Here is a 20,906-nt window from a genome sequence, read left to right on the forward strand (position 1 = left end):
GCAGCATGATGAACAGACTTGGCAATGGCTGGGGTAGCCGCATCGACCGCAGCGCTCATATCGGCTTTACCTTCGAGGGGCGTCGCATAGCGGCCCATGCCGGCGATACCATCGCCAGTGCGCTCGCTGCGAATGGCGAATGGATCCTGTCGCGATCCTTCAAATATCACCGTCCACGCGGCATCCTGACAATGGCGGGACAGGATGCCAATACGCTGGTCCAGATCGGGGATGAGGCCAATGCGCGCGCCGATCTGCGCCCGGTCGCCGAGGGCATCTCGGTCACCCCGCAGAATGTCAGTGGCAGCTTACGCCGGGACCGGGGTCGTATTGTCGATCATCTGGGCCGTTTCCTGCCAGTAGGTTTTTATTATCGCAGTTTTTTCGCCCCCGGCCGGAACAGCTGGTTGAAATGGTGGGAGCCGATCATCCGCAAATCCGCGGGGCTTGGCGTGGTCTGCATTGATCCGGCGCCGCGCCGCTATTTCAAGGAAACCCGGTATTGCGATGTGCTGGTGGTGGGCGCGGGGCCCGCGGGTCTGGCCGCGGCGATCCGCGCGGCCGAAGCGGGGGCGGATGTGCTTCTGGTGGAAAAAGAACCTGATCTGGGGGGCGCGCTGACCTATGCCCGCTTTGACGTCGAAACCACCGACGCGACTGAAAAACTGGCCGCTCTTGGAGACAGGGCAGCGGCGTTGCCGAATCTCACCATCCTGCCGGGCGCGACCTGTAACGGGTATTTCAGCGATCACTGGATGCCGGTTCTGCATGGCGACCGCATGATCCGTGTTCGCGCCTCGGAACTGGTATTGGCAACGGGGGCGCATGAGCAGCCGCTGACATTTCGCAATAACGACCTGCCAGGGGTGATGCTTTCCTCGGCCGCCCAGCGGTTGATGCGGCATTACGCTGTACGCCCCGGTCAGCGGGCGGTGGTTTATGCGGGCGATCGCGACGGCTATCTGGTGGCGCTGGATCTTGACGATGCGGGGCTTCAGATTGCCGCCGTCGTTGATCCCGAGACAGGGGACCGTGACAGGCTGTCCGTCGAACTGACCCGGCGTGGCGTGCGGGTCATGCGTGGCTGCCATATTCTTCAGGCGCGGGGCAACCTGCATCTGAAGGCGGTCGAGATTCAGGACGGCAAAGGTGCCGGAACCAGGCTGGATTGCGATCTGCTGGTCATGGCCGGGGGTTATACACCGGGCTATCAGCTTGCGTTGCATGCCGGGGCGCGGCTGTCCTCGGATGACGGCGGCACGCATTTCTCGATCACCGATGTGCCGGCCCATATCCATCTTGCCGGAGCGGTGGCGGGCCTGTCCGATCTGGCTGCGGTGATCGCCAGCGGCGCGGTCGCCGGGGCAAGGGCTGCGGCGGGGCTGGGGTTGGCTGCCGCGCCGGATTTGCCCCCGGTGCAAGCCGGGTGGCGAAGGGCGGCTTCGTTGCGGGCTCATCCGAAAGGTCGCGATTTCGTCGATTTCGACGAGGATCTGCAGGTCAAGGATATCGAAAATGCCGTCGCCGACGGTTATCGCGAGCTGGAACTGGTCAAACGCTATTCTACCGTTGGCATGGGTCCATCGCAGGGGCGCCATGCCGCGCTGGCGACGGCACGAATCGTCGCCCGGAAGACCGCACGCAGTCTGGCCGAGATCGGTATCACCACTTCGCGCCCACCCTTCGGTCCCGAAAAGCTGGGCCTGCTGGCCGATACCACGCCCGAGCGGTATCGCCACACTGCGCTGCATGCCACGCATCTGGCTGCGGGCGCAAGGATGATGCCGGTCGGCGCATGGTGGCGTCCTTTCGTTTATCCGGGGCAGGATTCCGTGGCCGATGCGATCCGTCGCGAAATCTGCGTGGTCCGCGAGGTAGCGGGGATGCTGGACGTATCGACCCTTGGCAAGCTGGAACTGCGCGGCCCCGATGCCGGGGCGTTCCTTGATCGCATCTATACGATGGCGCATGCCTCGCAGCCCCTTGGCCGGGTTCGTTACTGCCTTGCCTTGAACGAGATGGGCTCGGTTATGGATGACGGCGTGGCATATCGCTTGGCGGAGGACCATTTCTATGTCACGGCCACGACCGGCGCGGTCGAACGGCTTTATGCCGAAATGATGCTGCAAAAGACCATCCACGGCATGAATGTCGATATCCAGAACGTTACCGCAGCCTTTGCGGCGATCAACCTGACCGGTCCCCGCGCACGCATGGTGCTGCAACGCCTGTCCGGCACGCTGGATTTCAGCCGCGAGGGCTTTGCCTTTCTGGATGGTCGCAGGGGCGAACTGGCGGGCTGCCCGGTCCGGGTCATGCGGATCGGCTTTACCGGTGAACTCAGCTATGAAATCCATCTGCCGCAATCCCATGCGGCGGGCCTTTGGGCGGCACTGCTCAAGGCGGGCGCGGATCTGAGCCTGCGACCTTATGGGCTTGAAGCGTCGCGTATCCTGCGGCTGGAAAAGGGTCATATCATTATCGGTCAGGATACCGATGCGCTGACCACGCCGGATGAGTTGGGTATGGGTTGGGCATTATCGCGCAAAAAGCCTTTCTACATGGGCAAGGCCGCAGTCGAACGGCGAAGGAGCCTTGGCGAGAAGCGCCGCCTTTGCGGTTTCGTTCTGCCGGGCGAGAATATGGCGGAGATCGGGGAATCTTCATTGGTGCTGAGGGAGGGACATCCCGTCGGTCATGTTACCTCATTCGGGTATTCGCCCAGCTTGGCGAAATGGATCGGGCTTGCCTATGTCGCGCCCGAGCAGGCCGGGCCGGGAACGCAAATCAGGTTGCGCGGCTTTACAGGGACCGAGATCGACGCGGCAGTCTCGGCTCTGCCCTTCTATGACGCAGAAAACGCAAGGCAGGAGATGTAAATGGCCGTGCATAACGTATCGGCCCGGAACTGGCCGCTTGAAAATCGGCTGCCCTTGGTGGCCACATGGGGGGCGGATGGGCGGGACCTGTTGCTCGATCTGTCCGCATTGCCGCGTTTCGGATTGCGTGGCCCGGGTGCGATCGCATGGCTTACTGCCTGCGATTGCCCTGTGCCGGAAAGCTTGGATCACGTGATCGAGACCGATGGCATGACCATCGCCCGGCTGGGCGCGGAAGAGTTTGTCATTCTGGCCGATCCCGTTGCCGGATCGTCCCGGCTGACGCAATTGCGGAGGAAATGGCGGGATGCGCCCGGTCCTAAGGGATTTGACGCATATCGAGAGGAAAGCTGGTGCTGGCTGAACCTGTCCGGGCCGGGTGTGTCCGAGGCATTGCCGCTTCTGACCGCGATTGACAGTCGGACCCATGCTTTCGGGCCGGGGACGGTCATGCAGACGCGGGCCATGCATATGGATGCGGTGCTGATCCGCAATGAGCGGGGTGGGCAGCCGGGGCTGGATATGCTGTTCGATATTGCCTCATCCGAATATGCGGCAGATTTCATTGCGGATGTTCTGCCGGGTTTCGAGATGAGCCGATTGGCGGGCTGATCGTCCGCCCTGCACCAGAAACCGAAGCAAAACCTGCCCGATCTGATGGGCTGGATGGGTTTGAGAGTGTCTCCCGCTGCATCGGAAACGCCGGTTATTCGCGTCCCGCGATGGCCGGGGGCGCTGCCCCCCGGACCCCCGAGGTATTTGGACAAAGAAGAAGGGAGGAAGACCCGAATCCGGGCGGGCGCGACATGCCCCATTGTGGATTTTGGGATGCTGAGGGCGAGATGGTGTCCAGTTGATGACCTGTTTACAGCACCTGATCCAGAAAGGCGCGGGTGCGCGGGTCCCTGGCCTGCGTGAAGAACTCGGCCGGAGGTCCGTGTTCGACAATGACGCCGCGATCGGTGAAATAGATATGGTCCGCGACCTCGCGCGCGAAGCCCATTTCATGGGTGACCAGAATGCATGTCATGCCCTCGGCGGCCAGATCCTTTATGGTGACAAGCACTTCCTTGACCGTTTCGGGATCCAGCGCCGCCGTCACCTCGTCGAACAGCATCACATCGGGCTGCATGGCCAGAGAGCGCGCGATGGCCACACGCTGCTGCTGCCCGCCGGACAATTCGCCGGGATATTGGTTTTCCTTGCCTTCTAGGCGTACCTTTTTCAGCAGGGCGCGGGCGCGGGTCTCGACCTCGGCAGGTTTTTCCTTCAGCACCTTGATGGGGGCCATCATCACATTCTGCAACGCGGTCTTGTGTGGAAACAGGTTGTATTGCTGAAACACCATACCGACCTTGCGCCGCAGGGCCAGCTTGTCCAGCTTGGGACCATGAACTTCCTGGCCCTCGACCTGGATCGAGCCGGCCTGAATATCGTTCAGCGCGTTGATGCAGCGGATCAGGGTGGATTTACCCGACCCCGAAGGGCCGATGATGCAGATCACCTCGCCCTTCATGACATCCATGCTGATGCCGCGAATGACCTCGACCTCGCCAAAAGATTTGTGAACTTCGCGCAGCCGGACGATAGGTTGATCGGCGGTCCAGTTGGTCATGGGGCACCCTTTCAGTTTTTGACCGCGAACCGACGCTCGAGCCGCATGGTAAGGCGGGCGATCGGATAGCAGTATGCGAGGAACAATAGCAGGGCGAAGCCGTAGAAGGGGATCAGCAATTCCGGCTGATTACCCTCGGCCTCCATTGCCTGCCGGGTCAGGCTGATGATTTCTCCGACGCCCAGCAGTGAACAAAGCGGCGTGGACATGGTCAGGATCGCGTACCAGTTCATCCAAGGCGGCAGCATTCGCTTGAAACATTGCGGCAGGATGATCTGCCAGATGGTCTGCCGACGCGTAAAGCCAAGCGATTCGGCGGCCTCCCATTGGGCGGTGGGAACGGACTGGACGGCGCCGCGCACCACCTCGGCGATATTGGCGGAAACCGGAAGCGCAAGGCCGATCACGGTCTTGAACCAGCCGGGAAATGGAACCACCGTGCCAAAAATCCGAAATTGGAAGGGAAAGGACAAAAGCACGACGAACAACAGCACAAGCCAGGGCACATTGCGGAAGAACGTGACGTAGACCCGTACGACGCCGCGCAGAATGCGCGATCGCGAAATCAGCGCCAGTCCGGCGAAGGCGCCGATAGCGGTTCCGATCGCCATCGCCAAAACCGAGATCAGGACGTTGAACAGAAAACCCTGTGTGAACAGGAACGGCATCCACTGGAACAGTTTCTCCAGCGGTGTCCGGATCGCGGTGGTCCCGGCCTGCGCCATGACCATGGCGGGAAACAGCGCGGCCACTGCCAGAAACCAGAATGCCGGGATAGAGGCCAGCCAGCGCGTGGCGAAAAAATCGTCATAGGCCGGGCCGCGGGGCGTAAAGGGCAGCAAAACCGGCAGCGCACCCTTATCCGCTGGATTCCGGGACATTGGAACGGGCATTTTATGTGCCATAGCCGGGGATCCTCAGCTTGCGTTCCCATTGCCCCATACCGGCTGACAGCAAACCAACCAGCCCCAGATAACAGATCATCATCAACAACATGGTGGGCTTCTGGGCCGAGGGAAAATCATTCCAGATGGAAACGGATTGATACAGCAATTCAGGCACCGCGATGGCGAATGCCTGGTTGGTCGTTTTCACCAGATTGACCAGATTTGCCGACAGCGCCGGCAGCGAGATCCGCAGCGTCAGCGGCAGAACCACGTTCGTATAGGTCTGAAGACGTGTCATTCCCAACGATTCGGCTGCCTCGCGGGTAGAGGTCGGCACCGCCTCGACGCCAGCACGGAAGATTTCGATATTGAACGCGCCCGCAAAGAAAGACAGCGCGATGATCGCCCAGCCGACATTCGAGATGATCGGCACTTCAAGCCAGCCGTCGGGGCTGTAGCTGGGGGTGAACTGGCCCAGGGCGAAATAGAAGAACAGAAGCTGGATCAGCGGCGGTGTGTTGCGGAAGAATTGCACATAGGCCTGTACGATCCCGCGCAGAAACCGGCTTCTCGACTCCTGCGCCCATGCGCCGACGATGCCGATGATGACCGAAAACACCAGACAGAACAGGCTGAGCTTGACCGTCATCCACAAGCCGGTCAGAACCCGGTTCATCTGGACCGGATCATAGATCCAGATGAAGTTCCAGTGTGGCGACTTCGCGGCCAGTTCCCGGAAAAAGTCCTGTATTTCCGCCAACATCGGCATGGACCTTACTGCGCCAGCGGATCGGCCATCCGCTCATGCATCTCGGCCACGAAGGGGCTGGGGGCGACTTTCCATTTTTCCTCGAGCTCGATCAGCGTACCGTCACGGTGCCAGGCATATTGCAGCCCCGACACGATCTGGCCCAGAGCACAGTTTTCTTCCGGCTTGGCGACCGCGATACCCCAGGGCGCGAAATCCTCTGTTGGCAGGGAAATCTCGAAATCATCCCAGCCTCCGGCGGCGTAATCTGCGCTGATGGTTGTATCGTCATAGACGAAAGCCACGCATTTCTTGTCGCGCAGAGCCTGCTTGGCCTCGGCGGCGTTGTTGAAGGCGGCGATGGTGGCGCCGTATTCCTGTTCGATCTTCTGCAGATAGAACGACCCTTGAACACCACAGACGGGCTTGCCTTTCAACTCGGTCCATTCGGTCATGCCGACGGCCTTGGGCGTCAGAGCGGCGGTGCCCGAGGCGTAATAGTTCGGCCCCTTGATGCCCACCATTTCGCGCCGGTCGGCGGTATCGGTCATGGTGGCGACCATCACATCGATCTGACCCTGCTGCAGGAATTGCATCCGGTTCGAGGCGATCACCGGCACCAGTTCCAGCCCGACGCCAAGCGTATCGGCGATCTTCTGCGCCAGATCGATCTCCAGACCGACAATATTGCCGTCAGTGTCGCGATAGCCCCAGGGCTTGTAATCGGCCTTGACGCCCGCGATCAGAGTGCCGCGATCCTGAATCCGCTTCAGTCCGGCATTCGCACAGCTTTCTGCCGCCGCCGCTATGGGGGCAAGTGCAATAGCGGATGCGAGAAGTGCGGTAACGACATTTTTCATGTATTTGTCTCTCCCTATGATTATGACAGGGTTATCAAAGCAAACCGGTCAGGTGTGAGAGGCGAAAACATTGCCCTCCTGCGGCAACTTTATTTCACCCGACAGAGACAGGGTCTTCACGCCATCATGCTGGGCGGAATGAGCAACATGGCCGACATGACCGATGGCGGGATGTCCCGACGGTACCTGCTATCCGCGCTGGTGGGGGGCGCGGCTTGTCTGGCGGCACCTGCCATTCTGCGCGCGCAGCCCGAGATCTGGACCATGGTCGGCATGGACGAATTCGCGCCCTATAATCATATCGAGAAGGGCCGGTTCGTCGGCGCCGATATCGACATTCTGACCGAAGCTGCCGCGCGGATGGGAATCGGAATGCATTTCGTGCCGCTGCCGTGGCGGCGGGCATTGCTTGCCCCGGATATGGGCGAGGCTGACGGGCTGTTCCAGTTGGCGCCCACCCCCCAGCGTTTCCGCAGCTGGCTGATGACCGGACCTTTGCGGACGACGCGCATAGTCTTTGTGGTGATGGCGGATGCGCCTCTGGCCGATTTCACCAATCTCGACGATTTGGTGGGCCTTTCCGTCGGCGTGGTGGATGGTTTCAGCTATACGCCCGCTTTCGACAGTGCCACGCATTTCCATCACGAGGGCTCGGTCGATGATGAAACCAGCCTGCGCAAGCTGCTTTTGCGCCGGGCTGACGTGATCGTCGGGGGCGAGGCCAATCTGCATCACGCCATGCGCAAACTGGAGATCAAGGACAGGGTGCGGACCCTGCCCACCGCGCTGGATATCCAGGGCCGCTTCGTCGGGTTCAGCCGGACCGCTGCCGGACATGAAAAACATGACCGGTTGGCCCTCGTGCTGACCCAGATGCATGTCGAGGGCCGAATCCCGGCTATCCTGCGCGAGAGGCTGGGCGAATGAGGCGCCCGTCGTGATGCGTCGTGCGGGAACAAGTAGCATCGCACGGCGGCTGGTGCTGGCCGGGGCCTTGGTCAGTATCGTTTCCGGTGTCGGGCTGGGCGGCGCAAGCGCGCTTGCCGATCTGCGGCGCGGCATCAAGATTGCGACCGGCAATGCCGAGCGGATTCTCTATTCCGCCACGCCGCAGCTGGAACGTGCCTATTGGGATGTGGATCTGACGACGGTTCAGGCCATTCTGGACCGGCTGGTGGACGATCCGCTGATCCGTGCACTGCGAATAGAGGATCTTCTGCTGTCGTCCGAACAATTGCGGATCGCGCAGATACCCTGGTTTCAGGTGGAACGGCCCGCAACCGAAATTCCCGCCTTGGTGACAAGCGGATTGGTGCCCCCCGAACGGCTGACCCAAACACGCGAGATCGTGCTGCGGGCCCCTGACGGGGTGCGGGAAATCGCAAGGCTGGATGTGACCTTTTCATTCGCCGGATTCTATAACGATTTCGCCCAGCAGGCGCTGCGCATTGTGCTGACCGCCGTATTGCAGGCGCTCCTTCTGGCCGCGCTGCTGTTTCTGCTGACACAGCGCTATATCATTTCGCCGCTGGGCGTGCTTAGCCGCGCGGCGCGGGGGCTGCGAGAAGGACAGGGCTTTCATCTGACCGGCCCGGCGGCGGGGCGGCTTGATTCGCGCGATGACGAGATTTCGCGATTGGCGCAGGATTTCGCGCGCACGGTCGCGCAGATGGAACGTTACCGCGACCATCTACGCGAAGAGGTGGAGCAGCGTACCGCCGAATTGGTCATTGCGCGCAATGACGCCCTTGCGGCATCGCGGGCAAAATCGGCTTTTCTGGCCAATATGAGTCATGAGTTGCGGACTCCGCTGAACGCAATTACCGGCCTGTCGGAATTGCTGCTGGCCGAGCGGCTGCCTGCGGCCTCGCGCCGTCAGGTGGCGGATATGCAAAGCGCCGCCCGTCAGTTGCTGCGCAGCATTGACAGCGTTCTGGATCTGTCCAAGCTGGAAGGCGGCCATATGGTCTTCGAGCGGCGCGCCTTTGCCGTTGATGCGGTTTTCGATGAGGTGATCGCCCAGACGCGGGTCCTGATCGGCGCGCCTTCGCCACAGCTTGAGGGCGATATCGCGCCCGCTGTCCCGCTGATGATCACGGGCGATCGTCAGAAACTGACGCAGATTTTGCTGAATCTGACCAGCAATGCAGTGAAATTCACAACCCGGGGCCGGATCGCATTGCGGGTTTTTCGGGGGGGCGACCGGTTGCGGTTTTCCGTTTTCGACAGCGGCACCGGGATTGCCGAAAGGGATCAGGCGGCGATTTTCGATCCCTTCACTCAGGCGGATGCAACCATCTCGCGCGAAGTGTCGGGCACGGGTCTTGGCCTTGCCATTGCCCAAGAGATGGCCCAGGGTATGGGCGGCAGGCTTGCCTTGCGCAGCCGGCCGGATAAAGGCAGCCTGTTCATTCTGGACCTGCCGCTTGATCCGGTGGAACATGCCAGTGCGGCACCTGTCCTGCCGCGACCGCTGCTGGATATCCCCGATTCCCGGATACGGGCCCGGCTGGGGCGGATGCTGGATCGTGCGCGGATGACCGGCGAAACCGATGGCCGCCAGTTGCGATTGGCTGATGGGACCCTGTCGCTTGACGGGATGGAATTGCCCTTGCCGCTGACCCATCGCGAATTGCGCCTGACGGCGGAACAGGCAGATGCGGACCTTCCGTCATCCCCGGCATTGCGGGAAAAGCGTGTCCTTGTGGTCGAGGATCGTAAGATCAACCGCGAGGTGATGGAGGAATTGCTGCGCCGAAATGGTGTCAAAGCTACCTCGGTGCCGGGTGCATGTGCCGCGCTGGCGGCTCTGGATCATCAGCATCCGGACGCGATCATTACCGATCTGCACATGCCCGAAATGGACGGGATCGCCCTGATGGGCAGATTGCGCGGGCAGGGAGTGACGATCCCCGTCATCGCTTCCAGCGCGGATGTTTCGACCGAAACGCGGCTGGCCTGCCAGAATGCGGGTTTCACCGCCTTTCTGCCCAAGCCGCTGACCGGCGCGGCCCTGCTGGAAACTCTGACGACCGTGTTCGGGGAAGCCATGCCGGTATTGGACGATACCGCGCTGGCGCGGAATACCGGGGGCGATCAGCGGATGGCTGCGCGCTGGAAGGCGCGAATCCCCGCCGAGATAGAGGAATGGCGCGAATTGCTGGCCGGTAAATTGCCTTTAGCCGAAGCGCTGCATGCGATCAGGGGCGCAGCCCTGCAGCTAGGCGCGACAGAGCTTTGCCATGTCGTGCAGGAAAAGCCTGTGGACAAGCCGCGAATCGAGGCGGCGCTGGATCGTCTGCGCCACGCTGTTATGGGTTCGGACGGCGATCAATCCCCGTAATCGGCCAGCCTGTCCCGGATATCAGCCAACAAGGTCTCGGCCCGTTCCAGCCGATCCGCCCGGCGCTGCAACAGGTTCTCCAGCGCCAGATTGGATCTGCGCAGGTCCAGTTGCACCCTGATCCGGGCAAGCAGCACGGCCGGGGCGAAAGGCCGGGCGATATAGTCGCAGGCGCCAACCGAAAAACCTTCGGTCTCGTCCTCGGGCGCATCGAGGCTGGTCAGGAACATGACCGGCACCTTGGCATAATGCGGCATCGCCTTGAGCCTGCGGCAAAGCGCATAACCGTCCATCCCCGACATACGCACGTCCAGCATGATCAGATCGGCCGCGCCTCCGGCAAGCAGCCAGTCAAGCGCATCCTCGGCACGGGTATGAGCGGTGATCTGATACCGATCCTGAAGCACGTCCTGCAACCTGCGGATATTGGCAGCCATGTCATCGACGATCAGGATGTGTTCCTGATCGGACTCGATCGGCAGTTCAGGCGGAACGCTTTCATCCTCGTCGCCCCTGATCGCGACCGAGGCCAGCGCGATATTTTCCAGATTGCCGGACACTGTCTCGAAATAGCGCGCGCCCCAGTCCCGCAGCACGGTGCTGTTGGCGCTGCGCTCGAACAGCGACAGGCCAAGATGCGCCTCGAGCGCGCGGATTTGCCGGCTGACGGCCTCACGCGTGACGTTCAGTTCGCGCGCGGCATCGGAAAAACTGCCCAGACGGGCCGCGGCCTCGAAGGCGACAAGGCTTGTCAGTGGCGGCAGGTTTCGCTTGAGATTCTCCATGACGGATAAGATTGCGTGGGGCGGGGCGGTTATGCAAGGGGCGCCGGATACTTTAGCCATACGATGCGGAAGCTGGCGGGAAGACAGGTTTCCTGTTGTTTGATTTTGCAAAAGCCCGTTATTCTTAATCCGCTGAATGCGCGAGATTGCCCCGAATATCGGCCTTCCCACCGTGGGAAAAGAGATCCTGTATCCTGTCTCGAAAAGCTGTAAGCAAAGCCAATGCGCGAACTTCCTCATCTTGTTTATCTTCAGGCTTTCGAGGCCGCGGCACGGCATCTCAGCTTTACCCGCGCTGCGACCGAACTGAACTGCACGCAGGCGGCCATCAGTCAGCGGGTGCGGGCGCTTGAGCAGTATTTCGGCCGTCCGCTGTTTCGCCGACAGCCAAGCGGGTTGGAACTCAGCTCGGTCGGAAAGGCCTATCTGCCGGGCATCACGCAGGCGCTGGACATGGCCGAGGCCGCAACCTGTGGCCTGACCGGTCGCCGCGAACGGCAAGGTATAACGATATCAGGGCCGATCTCTTTTCTGAACCTGTGGCTGGCGCCGCGACTTCCCGAATTTCTTGCCGGTAATCCCGGTATTGCCGTGCAATTGAACAGCTCCATCTGGACGGATCCCAATATCGATCTGGCTGATGTAAGTTTTGCCTTTGAAAAGCGCGACCTGATACCGTCCGAGGCAATCGTGTTGTCCCATGAACAACTGGTTCTGGTGGGGGCCGGGCAGCATGCCGAGCGTCTGGCGGCAAAAGCATCGCTTGAAGACATTCCACAGATCGAAATTCAAGGAAAATATTCGCTTTGGGACATCTGGTCGGATGGCATGGGGTTATCCAAGAGATCGGGGCCGCCGGTGCTGCGCGTCGATACCGCGATCTCGGCGCTTGATCTTGCGGCGGTGGGGGCCGGTCTGACGGTTCTTTATGCGACCTATGCTGAAGGATACCTGTCATCCGGCAGAATCACCGCGCCTTTGGGGCCGGGGATCGCAGTGCCGCATGTGCTGTCCATGAGCCGGCACGCCAAGCGCAAAGAGACCGAAGCGGTGCGGATCTTCACGAACTGGGTATCGGACCTGTTCTCAGCCTGAATGATCGTTTTGCGGGACGTGCCTTCGCCGGGGATTCCTCGCTTGCGGAGGCTTCGGGAGGTCTCGTTTCATCCCTGTTTTCAGAATCCAAACTGAACACTCAATGCGATTTTTTTGATGATTTTCGTCTGGAATCGTTTGACGTACGGCATCCAATTTGCATACTGATATTTGATAATCGAGTTGCGGGGTGTTGGATGTCCCGCAATTATAATTAAAAATCAGGAGGATATAGATGGGAGATTGGGTGATCGGTGTTGATGTGGGTGGAACCTTCACCGATTTTTCGGCACGGCAATTATCAACGGGACTTTCGGTCCTGCATAAGCGCCCGTCGACGCCGCATGACCCATCCGAGGCGATTCTGAACGGTTTGCGGGAATTGCAGGAAAAGGCCGAAATCGCCGGCGATGATATCGCCCGATTTGCTCATGGCACGACCGTCGCGACCAACGCTTTGCTGCAACGGAAAGGGCCGAAAACCGGTTTGGTGACCACCCGCGGTTTCCGCGATCTGCTGGAAATCGGCCGTCAGGTCCGCCCGGCCATCTACGATTTGCAGACCGACGCTCCGCCGCCACTGGTCGATCGGGAACACCGTCTGGAAATCTCCGAGCGGATCGGCCCGAAGGGAGAGGCGATCATCGAACTGACCGATGCCGAGATTGACGCCATCGTCGCGAAACTTGGCCCGATGACCGATGTCGAATCGCTTGCGGTCTGCCTGATTTTTTCTTTCCTCAATCCTGCCCATGAAGAACGTATCGCGGCTGCTTTGCGCAATGCCTATCCGGATCTCTGCGTCTCGATCTCAAGCGAGGTGCATCCTGAATTCCGCGAATATGAACGGTTCTCGACCACGGTCATCAATGCCTTCCTGCAACCCGAGGTCGGACGTTATATGGACCGGCTGAGTTCGGCGATCCAGAAGGTCGCGCCAAAGGCCGCGCTTGGCATCTTTCAGTCGGCGGGAGGGTTGATGTCCATTGAGCAGGCATCCCGCTTTCCGGTTCGAACGGCGCTTTCGGGGCCTGCCGCGGGCGCGGTCGGGGCGGCGGCGGCGGCCGGGATGTCCGGGATCAGGAATATCATCACTCTCGATATCGGCGGAACAAGCACGGATGTTGCATTGATACAGGACGGTAAGGTCGAAACCTCGAACCTGCGCGACATTGCGGGTTTCCGCATCCGCCTGCCGACGGTCGATATTCATACTGTCGGTGCAGGTGGAGGATCCATCGCACATCTTGGTGCCGACGGGCTGCTGAAGGTCGGCCCGATGAGCGCGGGCGCCGTGCCCGGCCCGGCCTGCTATGCGCGGGGCGGTGACAAGCCGACGGTTTCGGACGCGAATGTGGTGCTGGGTCGCCTGCCGGCGCGGCTTGCCAACGGCTTTCCGATCGACAGCGATCTTGCCCGGACTGCCATCGAACAGATCAGCAAGCCGCTTGACCTGTCGCTGGAAATGGCCGCACATGGTATCGTCAGCATCGCCGCTTCGAATATGGCGCGGGCCATTCGTGCGGTCACCATCGAGAAGGGGCAGGATCCGCGCGGCTTCACCCTGATGTGCTTCGGTGGTGCAGGCGGTCTGCATGCGGCGGATGTGGCCGATATTCTGGCCATGCGCCGCATCCTTGTTCCGCGCGCGCCGGGCATTCTGTGCGCCGAAGGGCTGATCGTCGCGGATTTGCAGGAAAACTATGTCACCACCTGCCGCTGTCCGCTTGACGATGATCTGACGATCATTGCCGAGGCGGTCAGCCGGCTGAGCGATCAGGCCGAGGAATGGCTGACGGCGCAGGGCGACGATTCCGCTTTCATTACCAGCCGCAACCAGACCGTCATTCTGGATTTGCGCTATATCGGTCAAAACTATGAATTGCCGGTCGAGATCGGCACTGGCCGCCACGCCGCAAAGCTTCCTTTGGTCGAGTCCCTGAAACGGGCCTTCTTCCGGCAGCATGAAGCTGCCTATGGTCATCACGATCCTGATGCCGGCGTCGAGATCGTCAATGTCCGCATCCGCGCGACGATGGAATTTGCCAGGCAGGCAGTCGATGCGGCACGGCCCCTGGGTAAGGCGCGACCTGCCGCAACCGAGCGGATCTGGTTCGAACGGACCGGCTTTGTTCCGACCCCGGTCTATGATCGCGACGGGCTGGCGGAAGGCACTCGCATCAGCGGCCCGGCCCTGATCACGCAATTCGATACCACCACACTGGTGCCGCCCGACTGGACGCTTTCGGTCGATGCCGCGATGAATATGATTATGGAGCGTAACGATGACTGATGCCGTATCGCTTGATCCGATCACGACCGAGATAAGCTGGAACAGCCTGCGCTCGATCGCCGATGAATGTTTCCTGACATTGATGCGCAGCGCATTCTCGACCAATATCAAGGAAAGACACGATCATTCGACCGCGATTGCGGATCGGAACGGTAGGCTGATCGTTCAGGCCGAGAACGCCTTGCCGATCCACCTTGCCTCGATGTCTGGCCTGATCGGGCTGATCCACAAGCAATATTCCGACAGCCTCGCGCCGGGCGATATCTTTATCGCCAATGACCCACATGTGGCGGGGGGGTCGCATCTGCCGGATATCAACATGGCGATGCCGGTTTTCGACGGCGACCGGTTGCTGGGTTTCGTGGCCAATATCGTGCACCACGCCGATGTGGGCGGGGCCTCGGTCGGCTCGATGTCGGGCGGGTTGAACGAGATCTACAAGGAGGGGCTGCGAATCCCGATCCTGCGCCTGTTCCGCAAGGGTGAGCTGTGCGATGACATCATGCGGCTTTTGCTGTTGAACATGCGCTTGCCGAATGAACGGCTGGGCGATCTGAATGCGCAGATTGCGGCGGTCAAGATCGGGGTGAAACGTCTGAAAGAGGTGATCGCGCGTCACGGGGCGGATCATCTGGCGGTCTTGTGCGACGAGATCGTCAACCGCACCAATCTGCGGATGCGCAATGCCATCGCCAGCGTTCCCGACGGCGAATACAACTTTGCCGATGTGATGGATGATGACGGATTGGGCACCGAGGATGTGCGGATCGCCCTGACCGTCAGAAAGACAGGCGATAAGATCGTCTTCGATTTTACCGGCACCTCGCCGCAGGTTCCGGGCAATTTCAACATGACGCTGAATACCACGAAATCGGCGGTCTGCTATGCGCTCAAATCGCTGCTGGATCCCGAAGTTCCCAACAATCAGGGGATTTTCGATGCGATCGAGATTAAGGCGGAGCCGGGAAGTTTCGTCAACTGCATCCATCCGGCGGCTGTGGCGATGCGGGCAAATTCATGTCAGCGGGTGGTGGATGTCGTGCTGGGCGCCTTTGCCGATGCGCTGCCCGACCGGGTTGTCGGGGCGGCGAACGGAGCCAATACCAGTGCCGTCTTCGCGGGAACGGATCCGCAGACGGGAAATTCCTATGTCTATCTGGAGACCCTTGGCGGCGGTATGGGGGCAAGGGCCGGCAAGGATGGCAAGGACGGTGTTCAGGTCCATATCACCAATACCGCCAACCTTCCGGTCGAGGCGATCGAGCTGGAATATCCGCTGCGCGTCGAGGAATATTCGCTGATCACCGATTCAGGCGGAGCAGGAAAATATCGCGGCGGCATGGGCATCCGGCGGGCGATCCGTCCGATTGGTCATCTGTGCGAATTCAACGGCGTCGGCGACCGTTTCCGTCATCAGCCCTGGGGGCTCTTTGGCGGCAAGCCGGGGGCGACGGGTGAATTCCATCTGCGCAACGACGACGGCACATCCAGAAATCTGCCATCCAAGGTCACGGGCGTCTTTGTGACTGATGAAACCATGGTGGTGATCGAAACCCCCGGAGCCGGAGGTTACGGCGACCCCGGCGAGCGGACGGCCGAGGCGATCCACGAGGATCTGGTCTCGGGCAAATTCACCGAGACTTTCGTCGCCGAAAACTATGTCTCGGAAAAGGTCGCGTAACGATAAGAATCGCCGTTGTCCACAGATCAACAGAGAGGAAAATAACATGCAGAACAGAATCCTGAGTGCGGCATTTTCCCTGATGGCAATGTCAGGGGCCGCCATGGCGCAAAGCTATTCCTGGGATCTTGCCAATGAATACGGTGAAAGCACCATCATGGGGCAAGCGGATCAGGTGTTTATCGAGGCGGTGCAGGAAGCCTCTGGGGGCGAAATGACGATCACCGGCCATTACGGCGGCTCGATCGGATATAAATCGGTCGATCAGTTCGATGCGGTGGGCGATGGCGCGCTGGATATGGCTGATACCATCACCACTTCGCTGTCGGGTATAGAGCCGCTGTTCCTGTTATCGTCGCTACCGTTTATCGCCAATACGAATGCCGATGCGAAACTTCTTTGGGAGGTCGCGCGTCCGCATTACGAAGAGCTATTCGAAAAGCATAATCAGGTATTGCTTTGGGCGACGCCATGGCCGCCTTCAGGTATCTGGGCGCAAGAGCCAATCACCTCCGCCGAGGAAATGAAGGATCTCAAGATCCGCGGCTGGGACGCCAGCGGCGTACGGACGCTTTCGAATGCCGGATCCACCGCTGTCCAGATCAGCTGGGCGGATACCGTTCCACAGCTTGCAGCAGGCAGCATCAATTCGGTCCTGACTTCCGCCGATGGCGGGGCAAGTTCCAAGTTCTGGGAGTTCCTCGATGACTTCACCGCGGTGAATTATTCGATGGCCTTGAACATGACCCATATGAACAAGGACATCTACGATAGCCTGACCCCGGAACAACAGGATATCATCCGCGCCGCCGCCGAAAAGGCCAGCGACGCAGCCTGGGAAGATCTTGAAAAGCGTGTGGAGCAGAACTTCGAGGAGATGCGCGCCAATGGCGTCACCATCACCACTGACGTTCCCGCTGATTTTCTTGAGTTTCTGCGCCAGTCCGGCCAAGAGGTTTACGATGAATGGTTAAGTAACGTCGGGCCTGTCGGACAGCAAATCCTGGACGAATACGCCGAAAAGCGTGGATCGTAATCTGACTGGGCGTGCCTGTGGTTGCGCGTCCGCAACTCAATTCCCGAGGTTGGAAACATGCTTTCGCGTATAGTCATTCGCGTGTCCGGGATCTGCTCGGGCGCTGGAATTGCGGTTGCGGCCGCCCTTCTGGTCTATATGGTCATTCACATCATCCTTGAAATTATCCTGCGGAACTTTTTCGCAAGTTCGACCAACTCGATGGGCGAATATGTCGGTTATGCGACCGGCGCGATGGCCTTTATGGCGATGGGCCACACCTTCATGAGCCGCAAGCATGTGCGTGTCAGCCTGCTGCGGCGCTTTCTGAAGGGGAAGATCGCCATTGCCGTCGAACTGTTCTGCATCGTGGCGACCTTCGCCATGTTCGCCTTCATGACGCGCTATATCTGGCTGATCCTGATGCGCGATTATACGCGCGGCTCAGTCAGTCCCAGCCTGATGGCGACGCCGACCTGGTATATTGATGCCGCGCTTTTCGCGGGTCTGGTGATTTTCCTGATTCAGCTTGTGGCTTCGGCGATCGACACCGTGATCAATGGCGTCCCGGAAGAACAGATCGAGGGAGAATAAGCCATGGAATCCCTGATTGTTGCTTTTGGAATTCTTGCGCTGGTCATCTTCTTTCTGGGGATCGGCGTCTGGGTCTTTGCCGGCCTGCTGCTGGTCAGCACTGTCGGTCTGGTCTTGTTCATCGACATGCCCTTCCACCGTATCGGAACCATTCTCGCGCCGCTGGTGATCCGCAGTTCGACCGCATGGGAACTTTCCGCCATCCCGATGTTCATCTGGATGGGAGAGATCATCCTGCGAACAGATGTATCGACCCGGCTTTTCAAGGGGCTGTCGCCCCTGACCTACTATCTTCCCGGCCGGATGCTGCATACGAATATTTTCGGCTCTGCCGTCTTCGCCGCGATCTGCGGGTCAAGCGCGGCGACCACGGCGACCGTCGGCAAGATCACGATCCCCGAACTGAAGAAACGCGGCTATTCGAATGCGCTGTCCTATGGCTCGCTTGCCGGTGCCGGCAGTCTTGGGCTGTTGATTCCGCCTTCGATCATGATGATCGTCTATGGGGTTCTGGCCGAGGTTTCCATTTCGCGTCTTTTTGCCGCTGGTATGATCCCCGGCTTGATGATCGCCGGCATCTATTCGGTCTATGTGATCATTTACAGCCTGTTCCGGCCCAGCGTGGCGCCGGCGGATTCGCATGCGCCCGGGTTCAGGGACATGATCACAGGTGTCTGCAATCTGGCGCCCATCGGTATCCTGATCGGGGTCGTCCTTGGTGCAATCTATTCCGGCCTTGCCACGCCATCGGAAACGGCCGCAATCGGAGTTGCCGTAACGCTGATCTATGCCGCCTGCACCTGGCAATTGTCATGGGAAACCTTTATTTCCAGCCTTACGGCAGCAGTTCATACAAGCTGCATGATTTCGGCAATCATGATCGCGGCGGCATTCATGTCCACCGCCATGGGCTTCATGCATGTACCCCACGATATCGCCAGTGTCATCGACGGTCTGGAACTGTCGCCTTATCAACTGATCTTCATTCTCGTGCTGTTCTATCTGTTGCTGGGCATGTTCCTCGAGGGTATCTCGATGATGGTGATGAGCCTGCCGATCACGCTGCCGCTGATCCTGGCCGCGGGCTTCGATCCGATCTGGTTCGGTATCTTCCTGATCCTCATGGCAGAGCTGGCACAGATCACCCCGCCTGTGGGATTCAACCTGTTCATCATTCAGGATCTGACCAAGGTATCCATCACGCGGATCATCGCTGCCTGTGTGCCCTTTTTCTTCCTGATGTGTTTCGGCGTCGCGTTGATCACGGTATTCCCCGAGATCGTCCTGTGGCTGCCCGATTATCTGTTCCAAAGCGGCGGAGGGTTGCCATGAACCGGCTGACCGGAAAGGTCTGCGTGGTGACCGGCGGCGCATCCGGCATCGGCCGGGAAACTGCGCTTGCCTATCTGCGCGAAGGCGCAACGGTTCATGTACTCGATCGAGATGGGCAGGGACTGGCGCTTCTGGCCCGGCAATACCGGGAATTGCATGCGGTCGAGATCGACATCACGGATAATGAGACGGTGAGCCGGTTTCATTCTGGGCTGGAGCGTCTGGATGTGCAGTTCAACTGCGCCGGTATGGTGGCGGTGGGTGATCTGAAGGCATGCACCCCCGAAGACTGGCAACGGTCGCTTGATCTGAATGTGACCTCTGTCTACCTGATGATGCGTGCGGCGGTGGAACTGATGCTGCGGCAGAGAAACGGCAGCATCATCAATGTCGCATCGGTCATTTCCTCGATCGGGGCCGCGCCGGATCGGTTTGCCTATGGGGCAACGAAAGCGGCGGTGATAGGTATGACCAAATCGGTTGCGCTTGATTATGCCCCGGCCAATATCCGTTGCAATGCGATCTGCCCCTCGGCGGTGGAGACACCATCGATGACCGCGCGGATCGAGGCCATGCCTGACAGTGTGGCCGCGCGGCGGAGTTTCGATGCGCGGCAACCGCTTGGCCGCATGGGCACCCCCGCCGAGATTGCCGAACTTGCGGTTTATCTTGCCTCGGACCTGTCCGGCTTCATGACCGGCAGCGAACTGGTTATCGACGGAGGCGCGAAATTATGACCTCTGGTGCATCCGTCCGGGCGGCGATTATCGGCTTGGGCCGCTGGGGGAGAAACCTTGTGGCGGCCAATGCCGCCAATCCTGCATCTGCGCTACGCTTTACCCATGCTGCCACAGGAACGCCCAACAAGGCGCGGCCTTTCTGCCGCGAATACGGGCTGCAGTTGCTGCCGGACCTTGATGAGGTGCTGGGCAGTGATCGGGTCGATGCCGTTGTCCTTGCCACCCCGCATAGTCAGCATGGTGCGCAGATCTGTCGGGCGGCGCGCGCGGGCAAGCATGTCTTGGTGGAGAAGCCCCTGACGCTTAACCTTGCCGAAGCTGAAGCGGCTGTTGCCGCCGCACAGGCGGCGGATGTCAAGCTTTGCGTCGGGTTCAATCGCCGTTTCATGCCTGCCTTTCAGCAGCTTGAGGCAAGCGTTGATGTCGGTGCGCTGGGTCGGATTTTGCATTTCGAGGGCGCGTTTTCGGGAAGTTTCGGTTATGGATATACCGATCAGATGTGGCGCGGTGACATGCATGAAAATCCGGCGGGCGGCATGGCCGCGATGGGGATTCACGTCCTTGACGCGATGATTGCCCTGCTTGGTCCTGTGCGCAGGGTATCGACCGTCAGCCGCCGCATCGTGGCGCCTGCGCAATTGAGGGATGTGACCAGTGTCATGCTGGATTTTCATTGCGGGGCGACTGGCAGCCTGTCGACGCTGATGACCACGGGCAGCTTCTGGCGGCTCCATGTCTTCGGCTCGGAGGGCTGGGTGCAAATGCCGGATCAGTCCAGCCTGATCACCTGTGATCTGGCGGGGACGCAGGAACGCAGGAATTTCGATCCCTGCGACGGCCTTGCGCGGGAGCTTGACGCATTCGGTGGCAATATTCTGGCGAAGCAATCTTATCCGGTGACGCACCATCAGGCGTTAAGCGGTGTCGCTGCGATGCAGGCCATCGCGATTTCCGCCGAACATAATGCAGAGTGGACGGAGGTCGAATCCCCCGCTACATCCTTGGTGTGCCCTATGGCCTGAATGAATGCATCTGGCCG

General features: G+C 60.1%; 17 protein-coding genes. 12 read left to right on the forward strand and 5 right to left on the reverse strand.

All coding sequences use genetic code 11. The features are described 5' to 3' along the window. Positions 1-5 precede the first annotated feature (5 nt). The gene (locus Q0601_RS05910; protein WP_305288125.1) at positions 6-2,879 is read left to right on the forward strand and encodes an FAD-dependent oxidoreductase; all 2,874 of its coding nucleotides are present in this window, start codon (positions 6-8) and stop codon (positions 2,877-2,879) included. Beyond that, positions 2,880-3,491: a hypothetical protein gene (locus tag Q0601_RS05915; protein ID WP_305288127.1), complete on the forward strand. Its 612-nt coding sequence runs from the start codon at positions 2,880-2,882 to the stop codon at positions 3,489-3,491. Between the two features lie 253 nt (positions 3,492-3,744). Here the strand turns inward: Q0601_RS05915 and Q0601_RS05920 are convergent, their stop codons facing one another. From Q0601_RS05920 to Q0601_RS05935, 4 genes are read right to left on the reverse strand one after another with little or no spacing between them, the layout of a single operon-like run. Beyond that, the gene (locus tag Q0601_RS05920) at positions 3,745-4,494 is read right to left on the reverse strand and encodes an amino acid ABC transporter ATP-binding protein (RefSeq protein ID WP_305288129.1); all 750 of its coding nucleotides are present in this window, start codon (positions 4,492-4,494) and stop codon (positions 3,745-3,747) included. Positions 4,495-4,505: 11 nt separating this feature from the next. Beyond that, complete coding sequence (locus Q0601_RS05925) at positions 4,506-5,399, reverse strand: amino acid ABC transporter permease (protein ID WP_305288131.1); 894 nt, start codon at positions 5,397-5,399, stop codon at positions 4,506-4,508. Next, positions 5,389-6,150: an amino acid ABC transporter permease gene (locus tag Q0601_RS05930; RefSeq protein ID WP_305288132.1), complete on the reverse strand. Its 762-nt coding sequence runs from the start codon at positions 6,148-6,150 to the stop codon at positions 5,389-5,391. The genes Q0601_RS05925 and Q0601_RS05930 overlap by 11 nt, the downstream gene beginning before the upstream one ends. A 5-nt stretch (positions 6,151-6,155) precedes the next feature. Beyond that, positions 6,156-6,989 carry a transporter substrate-binding domain-containing protein gene (locus Q0601_RS05935; protein WP_305288134.1) on the reverse strand — a complete coding sequence of 278 codons (834 nt, stop codon included), beginning with the start codon at positions 6,987-6,989 and terminating at the stop codon, positions 6,156-6,158. Between the two features lie 147 nt (positions 6,990-7,136). Between Q0601_RS05935 and Q0601_RS05940 the strand changes: the two genes are divergently transcribed. Together Q0601_RS05940 and Q0601_RS05945 are read left to right on the forward strand one after the other, a co-directional pair. Next, on the forward strand, positions 7,137-7,916 hold the full coding sequence (locus tag Q0601_RS05940) for a substrate-binding periplasmic protein (RefSeq protein WP_305288136.1): 780 nt from the start codon (positions 7,137-7,139) through the stop codon (positions 7,914-7,916). A 13-nt stretch (positions 7,917-7,929) separates the two neighbouring features. Further along, positions 7,930-10,332 (forward strand): ATP-binding protein, encoded by a 2,403-nt coding sequence (locus Q0601_RS05945; protein WP_305288353.1) that lies wholly within the window; start codon positions 7,930-7,932, stop codon positions 10,330-10,332. Here the strand turns inward: Q0601_RS05945 and Q0601_RS05950 are convergent. Continuing rightward, positions 10,320-11,117: a response regulator gene (locus Q0601_RS05950; protein ID WP_305288138.1), complete on the reverse strand. Its 798-nt coding sequence runs from the start codon at positions 11,115-11,117 to the stop codon at positions 10,320-10,322. The two genes, Q0601_RS05945 and Q0601_RS05950, sit on opposite strands and share 13 nt — an antisense overlap. A 222-nt stretch (positions 11,118-11,339) precedes the next feature. Between Q0601_RS05950 and Q0601_RS05955 the strand changes: the two genes are divergently transcribed. The 8 genes from Q0601_RS05955 (at position 11,340) to Q0601_RS05990 (ending at position 20,889) form a co-directional block, all read left to right on the forward strand. Beyond that, the gene (locus Q0601_RS05955) at positions 11,340-12,212 is read left to right on the forward strand and encodes a LysR family transcriptional regulator (protein ID WP_305288140.1); all 873 of its coding nucleotides are present in this window, start codon (positions 11,340-11,342) and stop codon (positions 12,210-12,212) included. Between the two features lie 235 nt (positions 12,213-12,447). Next, positions 12,448-14,505 carry a hydantoinase/oxoprolinase family protein gene (locus tag Q0601_RS05960; protein WP_305288142.1) on the forward strand — a complete coding sequence of 686 codons (2,058 nt, stop codon included), beginning with the start codon at positions 12,448-12,450 and terminating at the stop codon, positions 14,503-14,505. After that, positions 14,498-16,186: a hydantoinase B/oxoprolinase family protein gene (locus Q0601_RS05965; RefSeq protein WP_305288144.1), complete on the forward strand. Its 1,689-nt coding sequence runs from the start codon at positions 14,498-14,500 to the stop codon at positions 16,184-16,186. Before Q0601_RS05960 ends, Q0601_RS05965 begins: the two co-directional genes overlap by 8 nt. Before the next feature lie 46 nt (positions 16,187-16,232). Then, positions 16,233-17,222 carry a TRAP transporter substrate-binding protein gene (locus tag Q0601_RS05970; RefSeq protein WP_305288146.1) on the forward strand — a complete coding sequence of 330 codons (990 nt, stop codon included), beginning with the start codon at positions 16,233-16,235 and terminating at the stop codon, positions 17,220-17,222. A gap of 57 nt (positions 17,223-17,279) precedes the next feature. Continuing rightward, entirely contained in the window at positions 17,280-17,795 is a 516-nt protein-coding gene (locus Q0601_RS05975; RefSeq protein ID WP_305288148.1) for a TRAP transporter small permease subunit, read from the forward strand. A 3-nt stretch (positions 17,796-17,798) separates the two neighbouring features. Then, a complete protein-coding gene (locus Q0601_RS05980; RefSeq protein ID WP_305288150.1) occupies positions 17,799-19,127 on the forward strand; it encodes a TRAP transporter large permease in 1,329 nt (442 codons plus the stop codon). Continuing rightward, positions 19,124-19,864 (forward strand): SDR family oxidoreductase, encoded by a 741-nt coding sequence (locus tag Q0601_RS05985; protein WP_305288153.1) that lies wholly within the window; start codon positions 19,124-19,126, stop codon positions 19,862-19,864. Before Q0601_RS05980 ends, Q0601_RS05985 begins: the two co-directional genes overlap by 4 nt. After that, complete coding sequence (locus tag Q0601_RS05990) at positions 19,861-20,889, forward strand: Gfo/Idh/MocA family protein (RefSeq protein ID WP_305288156.1); 1,029 nt, start codon at positions 19,861-19,863, stop codon at positions 20,887-20,889. The genes Q0601_RS05985 and Q0601_RS05990 overlap by 4 nt, the downstream gene beginning before the upstream one ends. The last annotated feature ends 17 nt before the right edge of the window (positions 20,890-20,906 follow it).

Origin of the sequence: Paracoccus wurundjeri (genome assembly GCF_030678915.1) — a bacterium.
GTDB lineage: Bacteria > Pseudomonadota > Alphaproteobacteria > Rhodobacterales > Rhodobacteraceae > Paracoccus > Paracoccus onubensis_A.

Bases quoted from the DNA above. Each gene is read 5' to 3' on its own strand.
- Q0601_RS05910 (WP_305288125.1), top strand. From the start codon at position 6: ATGATGAACAGACTTGGCAATGGCTGGGGTAGCCGCATCGACCGCAGC.
- Q0601_RS05915 (WP_305288127.1), top strand. From the start codon at position 2,880: ATGGCCGTGCATAACGTATCGGCCCGGAACTGGCCGCTTGAAAATCGG.
- Q0601_RS05920 (WP_305288129.1), bottom strand. From the start codon at position 4,494: ATGACCAACTGGACCGCCGATCAACCTATCGTCCGGCTGCGCGAAGTT.
- Q0601_RS05925 (WP_305288131.1), bottom strand. From the start codon at position 5,399: ATGGCACATAAAATGCCCGTTCCAATGTCCCGGAATCCAGCGGATAAG.
- Q0601_RS05930 (WP_305288132.1), bottom strand. From the start codon at position 6,150: ATGCCGATGTTGGCGGAAATACAGGACTTTTTCCGGGAACTGGCCGCG.
- Q0601_RS05935 (WP_305288134.1), bottom strand. From the start codon at position 6,989: ATGAAAAATGTCGTTACCGCACTTCTCGCATCCGCTATTGCACTTGCC.
- Q0601_RS05940 (WP_305288136.1), top strand. From the start codon at position 7,137: ATGGCCGACATGACCGATGGCGGGATGTCCCGACGGTACCTGCTATCC.
- Q0601_RS05945 (WP_305288353.1), top strand. From the start codon at position 7,930: ATGCGTCGTGCGGGAACAAGTAGCATCGCACGGCGGCTGGTGCTGGCC.
- Q0601_RS05950 (WP_305288138.1), bottom strand. From the start codon at position 11,117: ATGGAGAATCTCAAGCGAAACCTGCCGCCACTGACAAGCCTTGTCGCC.
- Q0601_RS05955 (WP_305288140.1), top strand. From the start codon at position 11,340: ATGCGCGAACTTCCTCATCTTGTTTATCTTCAGGCTTTCGAGGCCGCG.
- Q0601_RS05960 (WP_305288142.1), top strand. From the start codon at position 12,448: ATGGGAGATTGGGTGATCGGTGTTGATGTGGGTGGAACCTTCACCGAT.
- Q0601_RS05965 (WP_305288144.1), top strand. From the start codon at position 14,498: ATGACTGATGCCGTATCGCTTGATCCGATCACGACCGAGATAAGCTGG.
- Q0601_RS05970 (WP_305288146.1), top strand. From the start codon at position 16,233: ATGCAGAACAGAATCCTGAGTGCGGCATTTTCCCTGATGGCAATGTCA.
- Q0601_RS05975 (WP_305288148.1), top strand. From the start codon at position 17,280: ATGCTTTCGCGTATAGTCATTCGCGTGTCCGGGATCTGCTCGGGCGCT.
- Q0601_RS05980 (WP_305288150.1), top strand. From the start codon at position 17,799: ATGGAATCCCTGATTGTTGCTTTTGGAATTCTTGCGCTGGTCATCTTC.
- Q0601_RS05985 (WP_305288153.1), top strand. From the start codon at position 19,124: ATGAACCGGCTGACCGGAAAGGTCTGCGTGGTGACCGGCGGCGCATCC.
- Q0601_RS05990 (WP_305288156.1), top strand. From the start codon at position 19,861: ATGACCTCTGGTGCATCCGTCCGGGCGGCGATTATCGGCTTGGGCCGC.